Source organism: Aeromonas allosaccharophila (genome assembly GCF_016026615.1).
GTDB lineage: Bacteria > Pseudomonadota > Gammaproteobacteria > Enterobacterales > Aeromonadaceae > Aeromonas > Aeromonas allosaccharophila.
Map to the genome: position 1 here is coordinate 1,902,979 of NZ_CP065745.1, position 16,044 is coordinate 1,919,022.

Sequence of the window (16,044 nt, forward strand, 5' to 3'; positions counted from 1 at the left end):
AAGAGAGAGGCAAGCGATTGCGGCGCGCGCAATGGCCCATGTTATAGTCCGGCACGGACTATCAATTCCACCCTTTTCTTCACACGAACACATTTCTTCAAACTAAATGAGGCATCCCTTATGAGCAGTAGCGATCTGCCCTCCTTTCTGTTGATGCAAAACCCGATTCAAGGCTACGACTGGGGCAGCCATGACTCTCTGACTACCCTGTTTGGCATTCCCAACCCGCAAAGCAAACCTCAGGCAGAGCTGTGGATGGGCGCTCACCCCAACGGCTGCTCTGAAGTCACGCTGGCAGGGAGTGCGCAGAAGCTCTCCACCCTGATCGACGCAGCCCCCGCTGCTGCGCTGGGTGATGCTACCCTCGCTCGTTTTGGCAGCCTGCCATTTCTGTTCAAGGTGCTGTGTGCCGAGAAGGCCTTATCTATTCAGGTGCACCCGAGCAAGGCTCAGGCCGAAGCGGGCTTTGCCAAAGAAGAGGCCGCAGGCATCGATATCAAGGCGAGCAATCGCAACTACAAGGATCCAAACCACAAACCGGAGCTGGTCTTTGCCCTCACCCCCTATCAGGCGATGAACGGCTTTCGCGCCATCCCGGCCATCCTGGCCCTGTTCGATCGCATGGCGCTGCCCGCGCTGGCCGATCTGACCGCGGCGCTGCGCCAGTCACAGGATGAAGCAGGCCTGCAGCACTTCTTCCACCAGCTGCTGATCCTCTGCGGTGAGAGCAAGGATGAGGCGCTGGCCGGGCTGCTGGCCTATGCCGCCAACCATCAGGATGAGGAGACCTTTGCGCTGATCACCAGTCTGGCGACCCAGTACCCGGGAGATGTGGGACTCTTCTCGCCGCTGCTGCTGAACGTAGTGACCCTCCAGCCCGGTCAGGCGATGTTCCTCGATGCCTGCACCCCCCACGCCTATGTACGCGGCACGGGTCTCGAGATCATGGCCAACTCCGACAACGTGCTGCGCGCCGGTCTCACCCCCAAATATATCGATGTGGCAGAGCTGCTGGATTGCACCCGCTGCTTGCCCAAACCGGACGACCAGATCCTGCTGGCCCCCCGCTGTGACGGTGCGGTGCAACACTTCGATGTGCCGGTACCGGACTTTACCTTCAGCGTCTATCCGACGGGCGAGCATCAGCTCACCACTGCCAGCGCCGAGATCCTGTTTGCCATCGATGGCACCGTGCACCTCAAACAAGGCGAGCAGTCACTGCGTCTGGAAAAGGGCCAATCCGCCTTTATTCCTGCGGCGACCGGCAGTTATCAACTGCTGGCCGAAGGACGGGTCGCCCGCGCAGGCAACCGCTGCTAACGGGCACATCCCGGGGCGACGCCCCATCCGAACATGCACAAGGGCCATCAATGATGGCCCTTGTTTTTTTATCCCCTGCCATCCCCTTTCACCGGTTAACAACGCGGTTGACCAGACCCGCAGAGTCATCTCCCTCCCAACTAATGACAATGAAGTCACTTGCGGCGCCTGCTATTTGCCAACCAGCTCACACTATTGAGCCATAACAAATCACACAAATATCCATTCCATCACAGCAAATTCATCATCGACCTGGACACTTAGATAAGACTTCGCATGAGCAACACAATCACAATCAATTGATATTAAAGTGATAAATTGAAATTCACATCGCATTGAATCATCTCACTAAAACGAGATGGCGGTCACAGCTCATTCTTGCCAGCACAAAAATCCAGTAAACGGCACATTTATCCGATTTCGGCCTAGCGCCAACAGGAGAACAATATCCAGGTCAATTGTTCCCACATCATGCGGCTCGGCAACGGAGCCAGGAGTGTAATATGTTACCCACCATGACCAACGGCAGACTCATCTGCCTGGAGTTGAAGGCCACCAGCAAGGAGGCCCTGTTCGACGAGATGGCACAGATGCTGGCGCGCGATGGCGCCGTGTCTGATCAACAGCAATTCGTCAAAGATGTCTGGGCCCGCGAGCAGCTGGACTGCACCGGCTTCGAGCAAGGTGTCGCCCTGCCCCACGCCAAGAGCAAGGCGGTCAGCCGCCCGGCCATTGCCATCGGTGTCAGCCGTCAAGGTATCGAGTACGGCGCCGAAGATGGCAAGCCGACCCAGCTGATCTTCATGATCGCCTCCCCGGATGGCGGCGCCAACCACCACATCGAAGTGCTGGCGGAGCTCTCTACCCGTCTGCTGGAGCCGGGCTTTATCGAGCAGATGAAAGCGGCCACCACTGTCGAGCAAGCCCTGACCCTGCTCAAGCAAGGTCCGAAAATGGAAAAACCGGCGCCAGCCGCCAAACCGGCTGCCACTGCACCGGCCGAACCCGAAGAGCGCACCTTCAAGGATCGCCTCAACACCATGAAGCAGCACCTGCTGTTTGGTACTTCCCACATGATCCCCTTCATCGTGGCGGGCGGTGTATTGCTGTCGCTGTCGGTGATGCTGAGCGGCAAGGGCGCCGTGCCGGAAGTGGGCTTCCTCAAAGACATGGCGACCATGGGTATCGCCGGTCTGACCCTGTTTACCGCCGTGCTGGGTGGCTACATCGCCTACTCGCTGGCTGACAAACCGGGCCTGGCCCCGGGCATGATCGGCTCCTGGATTGCCGTTCAGCACTATCAAACCGGTTTCCTCGGTGCCATTCTGGTGGGCTTTATCGCCGGTTTCGTGGTCAATCAGCTCAAACGGATCAAGCTGCCTGACTCCATGACCTCGCTCGGTTCCATCTTCATCTATCCGCTGATCGGTACCTTCCTGGTGTGTGGCATCGTGATGTGGGGGATCGGTGCCCCGATCGCCGCCATGATGGAAGGGATGAACCACTGGCTCTCCAGCATGGCGGGCTCAGGTAAAGTGATGCTGGGTGCCATTCTGGGTGGTATGACCGCCTTCGATATGGGCGGCCCGGTCAACAAGGTTGCTACCCTGTTTGCCCAGACTCAGGTCAACACCCAGCCCTGGCTGATGGGCGGCGTCGGTATCGCCATCTGTGTGCCGCCGCTGGGTATGGCACTGGCTACCTTCATGTCTCCGAAGCGTTACAAGAAAGAGGAGCGTGAATCCGGTAAAGCGGCCGCCATCATGGGCATGATCGGTATCAGTGAAGGTGCCATCCCGTTTGCCGCTGCTGACCCCATGCGTGTTATCCCGGCCATCGTCGCAGGCGGTATCGTCGGCAACATCACCGGCTTTATGATGCACAGTATCAACCACGCCCCCTGGGGTGGCTGGATTGTCCTGCCGGTTGTTGAAGGCAAGATGGGTTACATCCTGGGTACCATCCTCGGCGCCCTGACCACTGCAGTCATCGTCAACCTGCTGAAAAAGCCGGTGAGCGAAGAAGATGACGTCACTACCACCCAAACCAGCTTCGAAGTCATTGAAGCGGAAGGGGAAGCGGACGTACTGGCCATCACTGCCTGCCCGTCTGGCGTTGCCCACACCTTCCTCGCCGCCAAGAGCCTGCAGAAGGCCGCTGCCCAGCAGGGGATCAAGATCAAGGTCGAGACTCAGGGCGCCAACGGCATCATCAACCGCATCACCGCCAAGGATGTCGCCAACGCACGCTGCGTCATCTTCGCCCACGATGTGGCCATCAAATACCGTGAGCGCTTCACCAATATCGAAGTCATCGATGTGAAGACCAAAGAGGCGATTCACAATCCGGAAGGTCTGCTGGCCCGCACTCTGGGTAACAAGGCAAACGCCGCCTGATAGCAGTCAGACCACTCAGTACAAGGGGCCCATCACGGGCCCCTTTTCGTTTCCTGCCGAACAACCGCATATCATCCCACCGACCAAGCCACTGATTTAAAACATATTAACCAGTCACATCACGGATTTTGGCGAGCCGTCACAGAACGGTGACGTGTAAAAAAACAGCAATTGAAGCGCTGGTCAGATCTCATGTCAAATGGCTCCGCCTACTAAACTGGAGCATCACAAAAATGATAAAAATCAATAAATTGGTTCTGGCTGTTACCCTCACCCTCACGACCACCCCCTTGCTGGCCGCCCACTGGGAGTGCGGCGAGCACGTGCGCTTTGGCCTCCCCTCCGAATCGGATCAGAAGCTCTGCCGTGAAGGGTATGCCGTCGGCTACAACTACGACTACAAGGTGGCGGACTGGGTCTCCTACCGGATGACTGCCCAGAGCGCACAGGGCACAGTGCCGCGCAAGGATGCCTTCGCCGAGGACAGGGAGATCCCGGTTGCCTATCGCGCCACCCTCTCCGACTACAAGGGCTCGGGTTACGACCGTGGCCATCAGGCCCCGGCGGGGGACATGAAATCGAACAAGAACACCATGAAAGAGAGCTTCCTGCTGAGCAACATGACGCCGCAGATCGGGGTGCTCAACCAGAAGGCGTGGCGCGTGCTGGAGGACAAGGTGAACAAGTGGGCTGTCTCCCGCAAGGATGTGCAGGTGATCACCGGCCCCATCTTTACCGGCTCTGAAGAGTCCATCGGTCAGGGTGTGGCGATCCCGAGCGCCTACTACAAGATCGTGATGGACCCGGCCAAGCTGCAGGCCATCGCCTTTATCATGCCGCAGCAAGAGGTGCCCATCAGCCAGATCGCCGACTACCGGGTCTCGGTGCGTGAGGTGGAGGAGCAGACCCAGCTCAACTTCTTCAGCGATATGCCCGAAGAGCAGCAAGAGACGCTGGAAGCCCGCGTCTCCCCGATGTGGAACTGACCGCGAACACTCACCCGCAGATGGATTGACACCCCATCTATCTTGCATCGCGATAGAGGGAGGGGCCAGCGCCCCTCGCAGCAGGGGGAATCACGCTCCCCCTGCCCTTTTCAGATGGCTGCCGACCCTTTGCTGCCACTTTTTCGGCCACTGGTGTGGCATCACCCGACGACCCGTCCCGATTCACAGTTTACTGCGCCGTTAGCTGCTATATTGCCCCCTCTTTGGCACTAACAGACTGAATTGACGCACATTTGCCTCGTCGCATCGGCCCGCAAACCGCGGCGCCACAGCGCGATTCAGCCCGACAGAGGACCTTTTGATGAAACAGACCCTTCTTGCCCTCACCCTCGGCAGCCTGCTGGCGCTCTCGCCCCTCGCCCTGCAAGCAGCCGAGAGCTCGATGCAGATGGAGCACGACCTCAATACCCTGGTCAGCAAACGGCAGGCGGTGGACATGCTGCTCGGCGAAGCGCTGCAGATCTACAAGTCGCCAGCCAAGATCTCCCACGCCGGTTTTACCGCCAAGATGCCGAGCAATATGGAGCTGGTGACCGAGCGGCTGCTGGCCGCCTACCAGCTCGAGCCCTACCGCACCGACCTGCTGATCTCGGCGGCCAACGCCCAGATCTACAACGGCAACCTGAGCCGCGCCATCACCTTGCTGGAGCAGGCACAGGCCGTCGCTCCCGATGATCTCGACATCAACAGCTATCTCGCCATCTGGCAGCTGGTGAAGGGCAACAAGGAGGCCTCCCGCAGCTATCTGGCGAAAGTGGCGGATCGCAACGGCGGCCGCGCCGCCGATCTGGAGGAGATCATCGCCCGGGTGCAGCGGATCACCGCCGCCCCGCTGCAGACCGAACTGACCGAGGATCAGCTCAAGGCCACCAGGGAGGGCAAACGCGCCATCGTCACTCTGGGCTACGCCCTCAATCCCGACGGCAGCATGGACAAGATCCTGCTGGGCCGCCTGCAAACCACCCTGACGCTGGCCAAGGCCGACCCGGAGGCGCTGATCATCCTGACTGGCGGCGTGCCGCAGAACCGCCAGACCGAGGGCAAGCTGATGGCTGACTGGCTGGCCAACCACGGCATCGACCGCAGCCGCCTGATTGAAGAGAACTACGCCACCAGCACGGTGGACAACGCCCTCTACAGCGCCTATGCCCTCGCCCGCCACCAGATTGACTATGCGGTGCTGGTGAGCTCCGCCAGCCATGTGCGCCGCGGCCAGACGGTGCTGGAAATCGCCTGCGACCAGATTGGCCCGGCCAACATCAAGGTGGCGAGCGTCAGCTACCCCGACAAGCCTCTCGAAGAGCTGGCCACCCCGAGCGATAGCGAGCTGCTCGGCATCTACCGCGACGTGCTGCGCACCTACGGCATGTGGAGTTACCGCTCCGCCCCGCTGATTGAGCGTTGATCAGCCGGGTTCACGCTGAACCATCCGTGATAAACCATAAAGCCCGCCACCCCGGCGGGTTTTAGCATTGCCCCAACGGCTTTCGTTTTACCGCCATCGCTTATCGTTCCGTATCGCTATCGCTCGCCCCGTCTTTTGTCTGACAAGGCGAGGTGGCCATCCCCCATGTATCAGGTGGACAATCTCACTGCGAGGAACATATCCAGACGACGTTTCTCGCCTGACAAATATCGACTGCGATGATTGGGATATATAAATAAATGCATTGATTTACCGCTCTTTTTCTAAGAACCATTGCTCGCCACAACAATATTTTCGTTATTTCATTGTCAGGCCAATAAATGGGAAAACGGCTATTCCACCCCCCGGATAACGGAATAGCATCATGATAGGAAAAGGATATTCTCTCTGGCTGACAGCCCTCGCCCTTCTCAGCCTGCAGGCCCACGCCGTCGACGTGACAGTGGCTTACCAGACCTCGGCCGAGCCAGCCAAGGTGGCTCAAGCCGACAACACCTTTGCCCGCGACAGTGGCGCCAAGGTGAAGTGGCTCAAGTTTGACAGTGGTGCCAGCGTGGTGCGGGCGCTCGCTTCCGGCGATGTGCAGATCGGCAATATCGGTTCCAGCCCGCTGGCGGTGGCCGCCAGCCAGCAGGTACCGATCGAGGTGTTCCTGCTCGCCTCCAAACTCGGCAATTCGGAAGCGCTGGTCGTCAAGCCAGAGCTCGCCTCCCCCAAAGCACTGGCTGGCAAACGCATCGCCGTGCCCTTTACCTCCACTACCCACTACAGCCTGCTGGCCGCCCTCAGACACTGGGGCGTGGATCCGGCTAGCCTGCAGATAGTCAATCTGCAGCCGCCCGCCATCATCGCTGCCTGGCAACGGGGTGACATAGATGGCGCCTACGTCTGGGCTCCGGCCCTCAATGAACTGGCCAAGGAGGGCAAGGTGCTGACCGACTCGGCCCAGGTGGGTGAATGGGGCGCGCCCACGCTCGATGTATGGGTGGTACGCAAGGAGTTTGCCAAAGCTCACCCCGAGGTGGTGCAGGCCTTCGTCAACAGCACCCTGGCGGCCCAGCGCGGCTATCTGGACAACCCGGCAGGCTGGCTGGCACAGCCGGACAACCTCGCCAAGCTGGCAACACTGAGCGGCGTCCCAGCCGCAGAGGTTCCCGGGCTGGTCAAAGGCAACACCTACCTGACTGCCCGGCAGCAGAGCGACGAGCTCGCCGCACTGGTGAACCGGACCATAGTGGACACCGCCCGCTTCCTCAAGGAGCAAGGCAAGGTACAGAGCGCCGGCAGCGATTACAGCCAGTACGTCACCGACCGTTTCGTCAAGGCCCAGGCCCGCTGAATGACCCCAAGTAACCCGGAGGCTGCCATGCTGCAACTCACCCACCTTTGTGCCGACTACGACGGCAAACGGGTGCTCGACAACATCAACCTCACGCTGGAAGCGGGGGAGCTGATGGTGGTACTCGGCCCCTCCGGCTGCGGCAAAACCACTCTGCTCAACCTTATCGCAGGCTTTCTCACCCACCATCAGGGCGAGATCAGCCTGCAAGGCAAACCGGTGACCGGCCCCGGTGCCGAGCGGGGGGTGGTGTTCCAGAACGAGGGACTACTGCCCTGGCGCAACGTGCTGGACAACGTGGCTTTCGGGCTACAGCTGGCCGGTCTGCCCCGCCCGGAGCGCGAAGCGAGAGCCCTGGCCATGTTGCGCAAGGTGGGGCTGGAAGAGGCTCATGCCAAACCCATCTGGCAGCTCTCCGGCGGTCAGCGTCAGCGGGTCGGTATCGCTCGGGCGCTGGCCACCCAGCCGCAACTGCTGCTGCTCGACGAGCCCTTCGGCGCCCTCGACGCCTTCACCCGCGAGCAGATGCAGACCCTGCTGCTGCGCCTGTGGCACGAGCAGCGCCGCCAGGTGCTGCTCATCACCCACGACATCGAGGAGGCGGTATTCATGGCGACCGAGCTGGTGCTGCTCTCTCCTGCCCCGGGCCGGATCACCGAGCGGCTGACCCTGGATTTTGGCCGCCGCTTCGCCGCCGGGGAGTCGTGCCGCAGCATCAAGTCGGATCCCGCCTTCATCGAGCAGCGTGAATATGTGCTCAGCAGGGTCTTCGCCGAACGGGAGGTGTTTGCATGACAGCCGCCCTCTCATCCTCGACAGTCCCTGCCACTGTGCGCCTGCGCTGGCCCCTGTCACGCCGGCTTGGCGTGAGCCTGCTTAGCCTGACCACCCTGCTGGCTATCTGGTGGCTGGTGGCGCACCTTGGCTGGATAAGCCCTCTATTTTTGCCGCCTCCCGAGCAGGTTCTGCACCAGTTCATCACCATTGCCGGGCCGCAGGGATTCATGGATGCCACCCTGTGGCAGCATCTCGCGGCCAGCTTGCAGCGCATCCTGATCGCCCTGATAGCTGCGGCCCTGTTCGGGGTAACGGTGGGGATTGCCATGGGGCTGAGCCCCACGGTGCGCGGCATGCTGGATCCGCTGATCGAGCTCTACCGACCGGTCCCCCCGCTCGCCTACCTGCCACTCATGGTGATCTGGTTTGGCATAGGCGAGACATCCAAGGTGCTGCTCATCTATCTCGCCATCTTCGCGCCGGTGGCCATGGCAACCCTGACGGGAGTGCAGAGCGCCCAGCAGGTGCGACTGCGGGCCGCCCAGGCGCTGGGCGCCACCCGCTGGCAGGTGTTGTGGTTCGTCATCCTGCCCGGCGCCCTGCCGGAAATCTTGACCGGGCTGCGCATCGGGCTCGGGGTCGGCTGGTCCACCCTGGTGGCGGCCGAGCTCATCGCCGCCACCCGTGGCGTGGGCTTTATGGTGCAATCCGCTGGCGAGTTTCTCGCCACCGACGTAGTGCTGGCGGGCATTCTGGTGATCGCCCTGATCGCCTTCATTCTGGAACTTGGTTTACGTGCGCTGCAGCGTCGCCTGACGCCGTGGCATGGAGAAGGACTATGAGCAATACCCTGCGTATCACCCCCCTCGGCCCCCACATCGGTGCCGAGATCAGCGGCATTCAACTGGCTGAACCTTTGAGCGATAGCCACTTTAGGCAGATCCATCAGGCCCTGTTGAGCCATCAGGTACTGTTCTTTCGGGACCAGCCAATCACACCTCTGGCTCAACGGGCGCTGGCCAACCGCTTCGGCGATCTGCACATCCACCCCATCTATCCCCATGCACCCGAGGCCGAAGAGATCATCGTGCTCGACACCCACAACGATAATCCACCGGACAACGACAACTGGCATACCGATGTGACCTTTATCGAGACGCCCCCGGCGCTGGCCATCCTAGCCGCCAAGCAGTTGCCTCCGGTCGGTGGAGACACCCTGTGGGCCAGCGGTATCGCCGCCTTCGAGGGGCTCTCCCCAAGGCTGCAACAACTGCTGGCGGGACTGGAGGCCGAACACGACTTCAGCAAGTCGTTCCCGGCCCATCGCCACACTGGTAGCCCGGAGGAGTACGGACGTTGGCAGGAGGCAGTAGCCCGCCATCCTCCCTTGCGCCACCCGGTGATCCGTACCCACCCCCTCAGTGGCCGTCAGGCCCTGTTTGTCAACGAAGGGTTCACCACCCGCCTGCCCGACTTGCCAAGGCAAGAGAGCGAGGCCTTGCTCGCCTTCCTGTTCAAGCATGTCAGCAAGCCCGAGTATCAGGTACGCTGGCGCTGGCAAGAAAACGACATCGCCATCTGGGACAATCGGGTCACCCAGCACTATGCCAACGCCGACTATCTGCCAGCCCGGCGCATCATGCATCGGGCGACCGTGCTCGGCGACAAACCGTTCTGGCGCGCCTCTTGACGCCCAACAACGAAAGAGGGAGGCATCTTGCCTCCCTCTTTCGTTTGTACGTTTCACCGCACCTGTCAGCTGACGATAAAGCCCTGCGAGGGGGCCGCTTTGGGATCGTCACCGAAGCGGTTCGGCCCCTGCTGGCCGTTGCACACCATAAAGTAGATGAGCACCAGGGTGCCGATAATGGGGATGAGCCCGAGCAGCAGCCACCAAGCGCTGCGGTCGGTGTCGTGCAGGCGACGGGCCGCCACCGCCAGCGATGGCAGCAGCACCGCCAGCGAATAGATCGAGCTGATCAGCTCCTTGTCGCCGCCGATCAGCTTGTCCACCATGCCGAGCAGCAGCATGACGATGACGTTGCACAGCACGAACATCCAGTATTCGGTGCGGCGAGCCCGCCCGCTGAATACCGCATATTGCTTGAGGACCGAGATATACCAGTTCATTGCGCCTCCAGAGTGGCTGTTACGCCAGTGAGTAAAAAGAGAGTCGATAAAACAAGTAGTTAAGAGCTTAACGCGATCATCCCCCCGAGTCGACAAGGATGCCCGAACGCCTCCCAAACTAATCAGCTGCGGCAATGATTGACCGGCCCGAACCGGGGAGAGCTGCGCCCCTGCAACAGGGCAAATCATCCCCATCAGCGCATCACTCTCGTCACAAGCAGGAAAATGGTGCTTAATAATCCATTAGCAATCGTATGGACTCAGCGTGAGGATAACGGTAGATTCGGCGCCCAATCCTGAACAGGATCTGTGTCTCCCTCCCATAATGAATCCACTTATTCATTACTTCTCCTAACACAGGGATAGCCATGAGTATTACACGCAGAGATTTTCTCAACGGCGTTGCCATCACCATTGCGGCAGGCATCGCCCCCATCAATCTGCTCAAGGCTGCCGAAGGCGGCAGCGCGCTGGCGGATAAAACCCTGGCCTACCCGCCCGCCCTGACCGGCCTGCGCGGCAACCATCCTGGCTCTTTCGAACCGGCCCACAGCATCGCCCGTGACGGCAAACAGTATGACTTCGCCAATATCCCCCTCGAGGGGGAGTACGATCTAGTGATCGTCGGCGCCGGGATCAGCGGGCTGGCCGCCGCCTGCTTCTATCAGCAACTGCTTGGCGCGGATAAGAAGATCCTGCTGCTCGACAACCACGATGACTTCGGCGGCCACGCCAAGCGCAACGAGTTCACCACCCCCGATGGCCTGCGTCTGGGTTACGGCGGCAGTGAGTCCCTGCAATCACCGCGTTCGGTCTACAGCCCGGTGGCGCTCGGTCTGCTCAAGGCGCTGGAGGTCAATATCGACGAGCTGGCCGCCGGTTTCCAGCAGACCTTCTATCCGGATCTGGGGCTCAGCCGCGGCGTCTATTTCGATGAGAAGCACTTTGGCGTCAACAAGATAGTGAACGGGGATCCGGGCCACAACGTGGCGGACGACATCCCCCGCGATCGCCTGAATGGCCGTCCGCTGGCAGAGTTTATCGGTGACTTCCCCCTCGATGATGCCGACAAGGCTGCCCTGTTGGCCCTGCACGAATCGAAGATCGACTACCTGAGCGGCATGACCCGCGAGCAACAGGATGAGTGGGTAATCCGCAACAGCTACACCACCTTCCTGCGCGATAAAGTGGGTCTCAGCGAACGGGCGATCACTTACTTCCAGCAGCGCACCAACGACTTCCAGGCGGTCGGCATCGACGCCACCGCCTGCGCCGATGCGCGCCTCTGTGCCTTGCCGGGCTTCGACGGCCTCAATCTGACGCCGCTGGATGCCGAGGAGCAGGCGGAGCTGGACGACCCCTACATCTTCCACTTCCCCGATGGCAACGCCGGTCTCACCCGCCTGATGGTGCGCAAGCTCATCCCGCAAGTGGCACCGGGTCACACCATGCAGGATGTGGTGCTGGCCAAGTTTGACTACGGCAAGCTCGACCTGCCGGAACACAAGGTGCAACTGCGCCTTGGCAGCACGGCGTTGCAGGCCAAAAACGTGCGCCTCGCCGACGGCAAGCTGGCGGTAGATGTCACCTACATCAAGGAGGGGAAACTGCATCGGGTACGGGCCAAGCAGTCAGTCATGGCGGGCTACAACATGATGATCCCCTACATGGTGCCCGAGATGCCGGAGCCCCAGAAGGAGGCGCTGCGCCAGAATGCCAAGGCGCCGCTGGTCTACACCAAGGTGGTTATCAAAAACTGGCAAGCCTTCGTCAAGCTCGGGGTACACGAGGTCTACTCCCCCGCGGCCCCCTACAGCCGGGTCAAGCTCGACTATCCGGTCAGCATGGGTGGCTACGAGCATCCCAAGAGCCCGGATCAGCCGATGTGCCTGCACATGGTCTATGTACCGACCCTGCCGGGCAGCGGCCTGTCGGCCCGCGAGCAGTCCCGCAAGGGGCGCGCCATGATCCTCGGCATGCCGTTCGAGCAGCATGAGCAGATGATCCGCGAGCAGTTGCAGGGAATGCTGGGCAGCGCCGGTTTCAACCATGAGCAGGATATCCTCGCCATCACGGTCAACCGCTGGTCTCACGGCTACTCCTATGTCACCAACACCCTGTTTGATGACGAAGCGCAGTGCGAAAAATGGATTGAGCTGGGTCGCCAGCCAATTGGCAACATCACCATCGCCAACTCGGATGCAGGCTGGAGCCCCTACGCCCACGCCGCCATCGACGAAGCGTGGCGCGCCGTCAACGAGCTGGTGGCCATCAGCAAGGGAGGTGCCCAATGAGCCGCGCCCTGTCACTGACGGCCAGCGCCCTGCTGCTGGCCCTGCCCGCCCTTGCCGCCAACGCAGCCCCCGCCATGTCTGCGGGGGAATACGTGGCCAAGCTCGGCGATTGCGCCGCCTGTCACACCAGCGAGACCAGCAAGCCGCTGGCTGGCGGCAAAGGGTTCCCGACCCCCATCGGCACCGTATTTGCCACCAACATTACCCCCGACAAGACTCACGGTATCGGCAACTACAGCCTGCCGGAGTTCATCAAGGTGATGCGCGAAGGGGTGGCCCGCGACGGGCATCGCCTCTACCCGGCCATGCCCTACACCGCCTACGCCAAGATGAGCGATAAGGATCTCGAAGATCTCTATCACCATCTGATGAAAGAAGTGCAGCCGCTGGCCATCGCCAACAAGGAGAGCGACATCCCCTGGCCGCTCAACATGCGCTGGCCGCTGATGGGCTGGAACTGGCTCTACCACGATGACAGCCGCTTCACCCCGGTGGCCGGCAAGAGCGAGGAGTGGAACCGTGGCGCCTATCTGGTGCAGGGCGCCGGTCACTGCGGCAGCTGCCACACTCCGCGCGGATTGGGGATGCAGGAGAAAGCGCTGACCGAGGCGGACCCCGTCTACCTGAGCGGTGCGGCGCTGGATGGCTGGTATGCTCCCGACATTCGCGGCAGCCGTTACAGCAAGCAGGCGCTGATCGACCTGTTGAAAACCGGCCGCAGCCAGCATGAAGCGATCGCAGGCCCCATGGGGGAAGTGATCACTCACAGCAGCCAGTATTTCAGCGACGCCGATCTGGCCAGCATCGCCACCTATCTGACCGACCTGAAAGATGAACAAGTGGCGGAGAAAGGGGCCCGTGCCTATGCCAGTGCCAGCGGCAAGGCGGATTACGCCATGTACTGCTCCACCTGTCACGGGGTCAACGGTCAGGGCAATGACCATGTCATCCCCTCGCTGGTGAACAACCGCACCGTGCTGGCGAGCGATCCGTCGAGCCTGATCAACGTGCTGCTGCACGGCGCCGAGACCCCGGTTACTCAGGGCCATCTCGGCTACCACATGCCGGGCTATGGCTGGACCATGGATGACGAGCGGCTCGCCGAGCTGGTCAACACCCTGCGCGCCTCCTGGGGCAATGAAGGCACCGCCGTCAAGGCGGCGGCGGTCAAGGCCCAGCGCGAGCTGCACGGCAAGGAGTAAAACTCCGGCGCCAGTGCAGCACCATTGCATCGCGCAGCACTATAAAAAACGGGCCTCCACTGGAGGCCCGTTTGCTATTGGTGAACTGCTGGCAGGGGATCACCCCTTGCGCGGTTTGGTGCCCGGCAGCGGCGCCGCCGGCTGGCGGTAATCGCCATAGGGGAAGATATTGCGAAAACGCTGGGCCACCGGCTCGGGGATGGAGCGGGAGAAGATCAACTTCACACCATCGCCATCGCGCTGCCCCACAATGCGACCGCGCACCGTGTCGTGGCGCAGGATCTGCTTGGCGTGCTCAATAAACGCAGGCGACACCTTGCCCTGCTTGACCACCACCTTGCCGGGAGCAAGGCGGATCTCGAACAGGGCGCCACGCCCCAGCTTCATCAACCACCAGATCAGCGCAATCGCTACGATCAAGGAAATCCAGGCCATCTTCATCCCTCCCAAGGTCTTGATATCAGGCAGTATAAGCGGCTGTGCGCCCCGATTGTTTGGCGCCGATCACAGCCACCGCGTCAGCGCAATGCCGCCTCTTGGCTCAGCAATCCTTGCCCCAGCCCACCAGCGTCTCGCGATAGAGCGCCAGCAGCGCATCATCGCGCACCGCTACCCCGACCTGCTGCGGGCGATACTCAGCCCAGTCATCGTGGGAGTGGCGCTTGCCATCAAACTTTTGCAGGGTATGACCGATGGCCGGGCCGCTGGTGATGACCCGCACCGGCCCTTCCCGCAGGGTAAAGAGGGTCGGGTCGATGACATAGGCGATGGCGGACGGATCGTGGACGTGACAACCGGAGAGCCCCAGCTTCTCGGAGTAGAAGCGCAGGTAGAAGCGGCTGACATCCCACAGGAAGCGGCCCGGCTCCCCTGCCTTATCCCTGAGCTCATCCAGATAGCCGCTGCTGAAGAAGCTCTGTTGGGTCACGTCCAGCCCGATGATCACCACCGGCCAGTCGGCGGTAAAGACCCGGTCGGCGGCATCGGGATCGTCGTGGATATTGGCCTCGGCATAGGGGGTGACGTTGCCGCGATGGCCGTTGACGCCAAACGCGCCACCCATCACCACCACCTGTTTTACCAGCGAGACAATCTCGGGCGCCTGTTGCAGCGCCAGCGCCAGATTGGTCAGCGGGCCGATAGTGACGAGGGTGATCTCCCCCGGCGCGGCTTTGACCGCCTCGACAATATATTGCCAGGCGGGACGGGGATCCGGAGCGATAGTCACCTCCCCCGCCTCCATGTCACCAAAGCCGCTCGGGCCGTGGACTATGGTGGTGGGGCCGACCGGTTCGCGCAGCAGCGGGGCAGCGGCCCCCTTGGCCACATCCGCCTTCATGCCATATTTCTGTTTGAGCCAGAGGGCGTTGCGGGTGCCATTGGCGATGGTGGCGTTTCCATACACGGTGGTGATGGCGAGCAGCTCGATGGCGGGGTGGGCCTCGGCAAACAGGATGGCCATGGCATCGTCGATACCCGGGTCGGTATCCAGAATGATTTTATGGGTCATGAGAAATTCCTACGGTGACAAACCCTGCGGCAAAAGGGAGAGTCTACCCGGCTGACGGCCTCGTATCCCGGCATGGGATCACAGACCGGGCCTTTGCTCCCGGCAACGACACTCGGCTGGCGACGATCAGCACAAAAAAACGGCGCGGCCCTGTTGCCAGCGCCGCGCCACTCATCGTTGTTCGTTATCTGCTATCTGGCACTAATCTGCCTGACTGCGACCCTCAGTGCTTGCGATGCCAGCGCGGTGAGGTCGCCTTCTCTCCCCAGGGGGTGACGCAGGGGAGCAACGCCCCTTCAATCACCACCTCGCTGCCCGCCAGCGCCTCGGCGATCTTCTGGTGCAGCACCCGCAGCACCTTGCCCTCATGCTCGGCCAGAGAGTGGCCCGCAGCAAAAAACTCCGGCTGATATTGCAGCGCCAGCTTCTGGGCGAACTCATAGGTGTTGAAGCAATCCGGCATCCGCTCAACCACATCTTCAAGCCGGGCCAACAAGCTGTTCAGTTCCCTGGTCATAGTGCTCTCTCCGTGTAGGTTAATAGCCAAAAACTACCCCTTATTGGATAAGTCACCAACGAGCAAACCACAAAAGTGTGGGGAGGCACACAGTTCTCTCTTGCGTCCAGCTCGCGGTGAGCGGGA

The 16,044-nt window shown here is 61.2% G+C and carries 14 protein-coding genes; 10 read left to right on the forward strand and 4 right to left on the reverse strand.

Annotated elements, in window-relative coordinates; genetic code table 11:
• Positions 1–120: 120 nt before the first annotated feature.
• From manA to tauD, 8 genes are all read left to right on the forward strand, one after another.
• Positions 121–1,320 carry a mannose-6-phosphate isomerase, class I gene (manA, locus tag I6G90_RS08380; protein ID WP_197930715.1) on the forward strand — a complete coding sequence of 400 codons (1,200 nt, stop codon included), beginning with the start codon at positions 121–123 and terminating at the stop codon, positions 1,318–1,320.
• Positions 1,321–1,823: 503 nt separating this feature from the next.
• The gene (locus I6G90_RS08385) at positions 1,824–3,716 is read left to right on the forward strand and encodes a PTS fructose transporter subunit EIIC (RefSeq protein ID WP_197930717.1); all 1,893 of its coding nucleotides are present in this window, start codon (positions 1,824–1,826) and stop codon (positions 3,714–3,716) included.
• 233 nt (positions 3,717–3,949) lie between these two features.
• Positions 3,950–4,702 (forward strand): DNA/RNA non-specific endonuclease, encoded by a 753-nt coding sequence (locus I6G90_RS08390; protein ID WP_197930719.1) that lies wholly within the window; start codon positions 3,950–3,952, stop codon positions 4,700–4,702.
• Positions 4,703–5,024: 322 nt separating this feature from the next.
• Complete coding sequence (locus I6G90_RS08395; RefSeq protein WP_197930721.1) at positions 5,025–6,128, forward strand: YdcF family protein; 1,104 nt, start codon at positions 5,025–5,027, stop codon at positions 6,126–6,128.
• A 385-nt stretch (positions 6,129–6,513) separates the two neighbouring features.
• On the forward strand, positions 6,514–7,488 hold the full coding sequence (tauA, locus tag I6G90_RS08400; RefSeq protein ID WP_182937784.1) for a taurine ABC transporter substrate-binding protein: 975 nt from the start codon (positions 6,514–6,516) through the stop codon (positions 7,486–7,488).
• On the forward strand, positions 7,489–8,283 hold the full coding sequence (gene tauB, locus I6G90_RS08405) for a taurine ABC transporter ATP-binding subunit (protein ID WP_408628317.1): 795 nt from the start codon (positions 7,489–7,491) through the stop codon (positions 8,281–8,283).
• On the forward strand, positions 8,280–9,107 hold the full coding sequence (tauC, locus tag I6G90_RS08410; protein ID WP_197930723.1) for a taurine ABC transporter permease TauC: 828 nt from the start codon (positions 8,280–8,282) through the stop codon (positions 9,105–9,107). The genes tauB and tauC overlap by 4 nt, the downstream gene beginning before the upstream one ends.
• Positions 9,104–9,955, forward strand: a complete 852-nt coding sequence (gene tauD, locus I6G90_RS08415) for a taurine dioxygenase (RefSeq protein WP_197930729.1) — start codon at positions 9,104–9,106, stop codon at positions 9,953–9,955. Before tauC ends, tauD begins: the two co-directional genes overlap by 4 nt.
• A 65-nt stretch (positions 9,956–10,020) precedes the next feature.
• Here the strand turns inward: tauD and I6G90_RS08420 are convergent, their stop codons facing one another.
• Positions 10,021–10,395: a DUF805 domain-containing protein gene (locus I6G90_RS08420; RefSeq protein WP_019446635.1), complete on the reverse strand. Its 375-nt coding sequence runs from the start codon at positions 10,393–10,395 to the stop codon at positions 10,021–10,023.
• Positions 10,396–10,763: 368 nt separating this feature from the next.
• Here I6G90_RS08420 and I6G90_RS08425 point away from each other — a divergent pair, with 368 nt between their 5' ends.
• Both I6G90_RS08425 and I6G90_RS08430 read left to right on the forward strand, forming a co-directional pair.
• Complete coding sequence (locus I6G90_RS08425) at positions 10,764–12,689, forward strand: NAD(P)-binding protein (protein WP_197930736.1); 1,926 nt, start codon at positions 10,764–10,766, stop codon at positions 12,687–12,689.
• Complete coding sequence (locus tag I6G90_RS08430; protein WP_197930737.1) at positions 12,686–13,891, forward strand: c-type cytochrome; 1,206 nt, start codon at positions 12,686–12,688, stop codon at positions 13,889–13,891. The genes I6G90_RS08425 and I6G90_RS08430 overlap by 4 nt, the downstream gene beginning before the upstream one ends.
• Before the next feature lie 99 nt (positions 13,892–13,990).
• On the opposite strand, the gene I6G90_RS08435 is transcribed toward I6G90_RS08430, so the two are convergent.
• The 3 genes from I6G90_RS08435 to I6G90_RS08445 form a co-directional block, all read right to left on the reverse strand.
• A complete protein-coding gene (locus tag I6G90_RS08435; RefSeq protein WP_042057852.1) occupies positions 13,991–14,326 on the reverse strand; it encodes a DUF3634 family protein in 336 nt (111 codons plus the stop codon).
• Positions 14,327–14,432: 106 nt separating this feature from the next.
• On the reverse strand, positions 14,433–15,401 hold the full coding sequence (locus tag I6G90_RS08440; RefSeq protein ID WP_197930738.1) for a nucleoside hydrolase: 969 nt from the start codon (positions 15,399–15,401) through the stop codon (positions 14,433–14,435).
• 223 nt (positions 15,402–15,624) lie between these two features.
• Complete coding sequence (locus tag I6G90_RS08445) at positions 15,625–15,918, reverse strand: hypothetical protein (RefSeq protein ID WP_042656987.1); 294 nt, start codon at positions 15,916–15,918, stop codon at positions 15,625–15,627.
• Positions 15,919–16,044 lie beyond the last annotated feature (126 nt).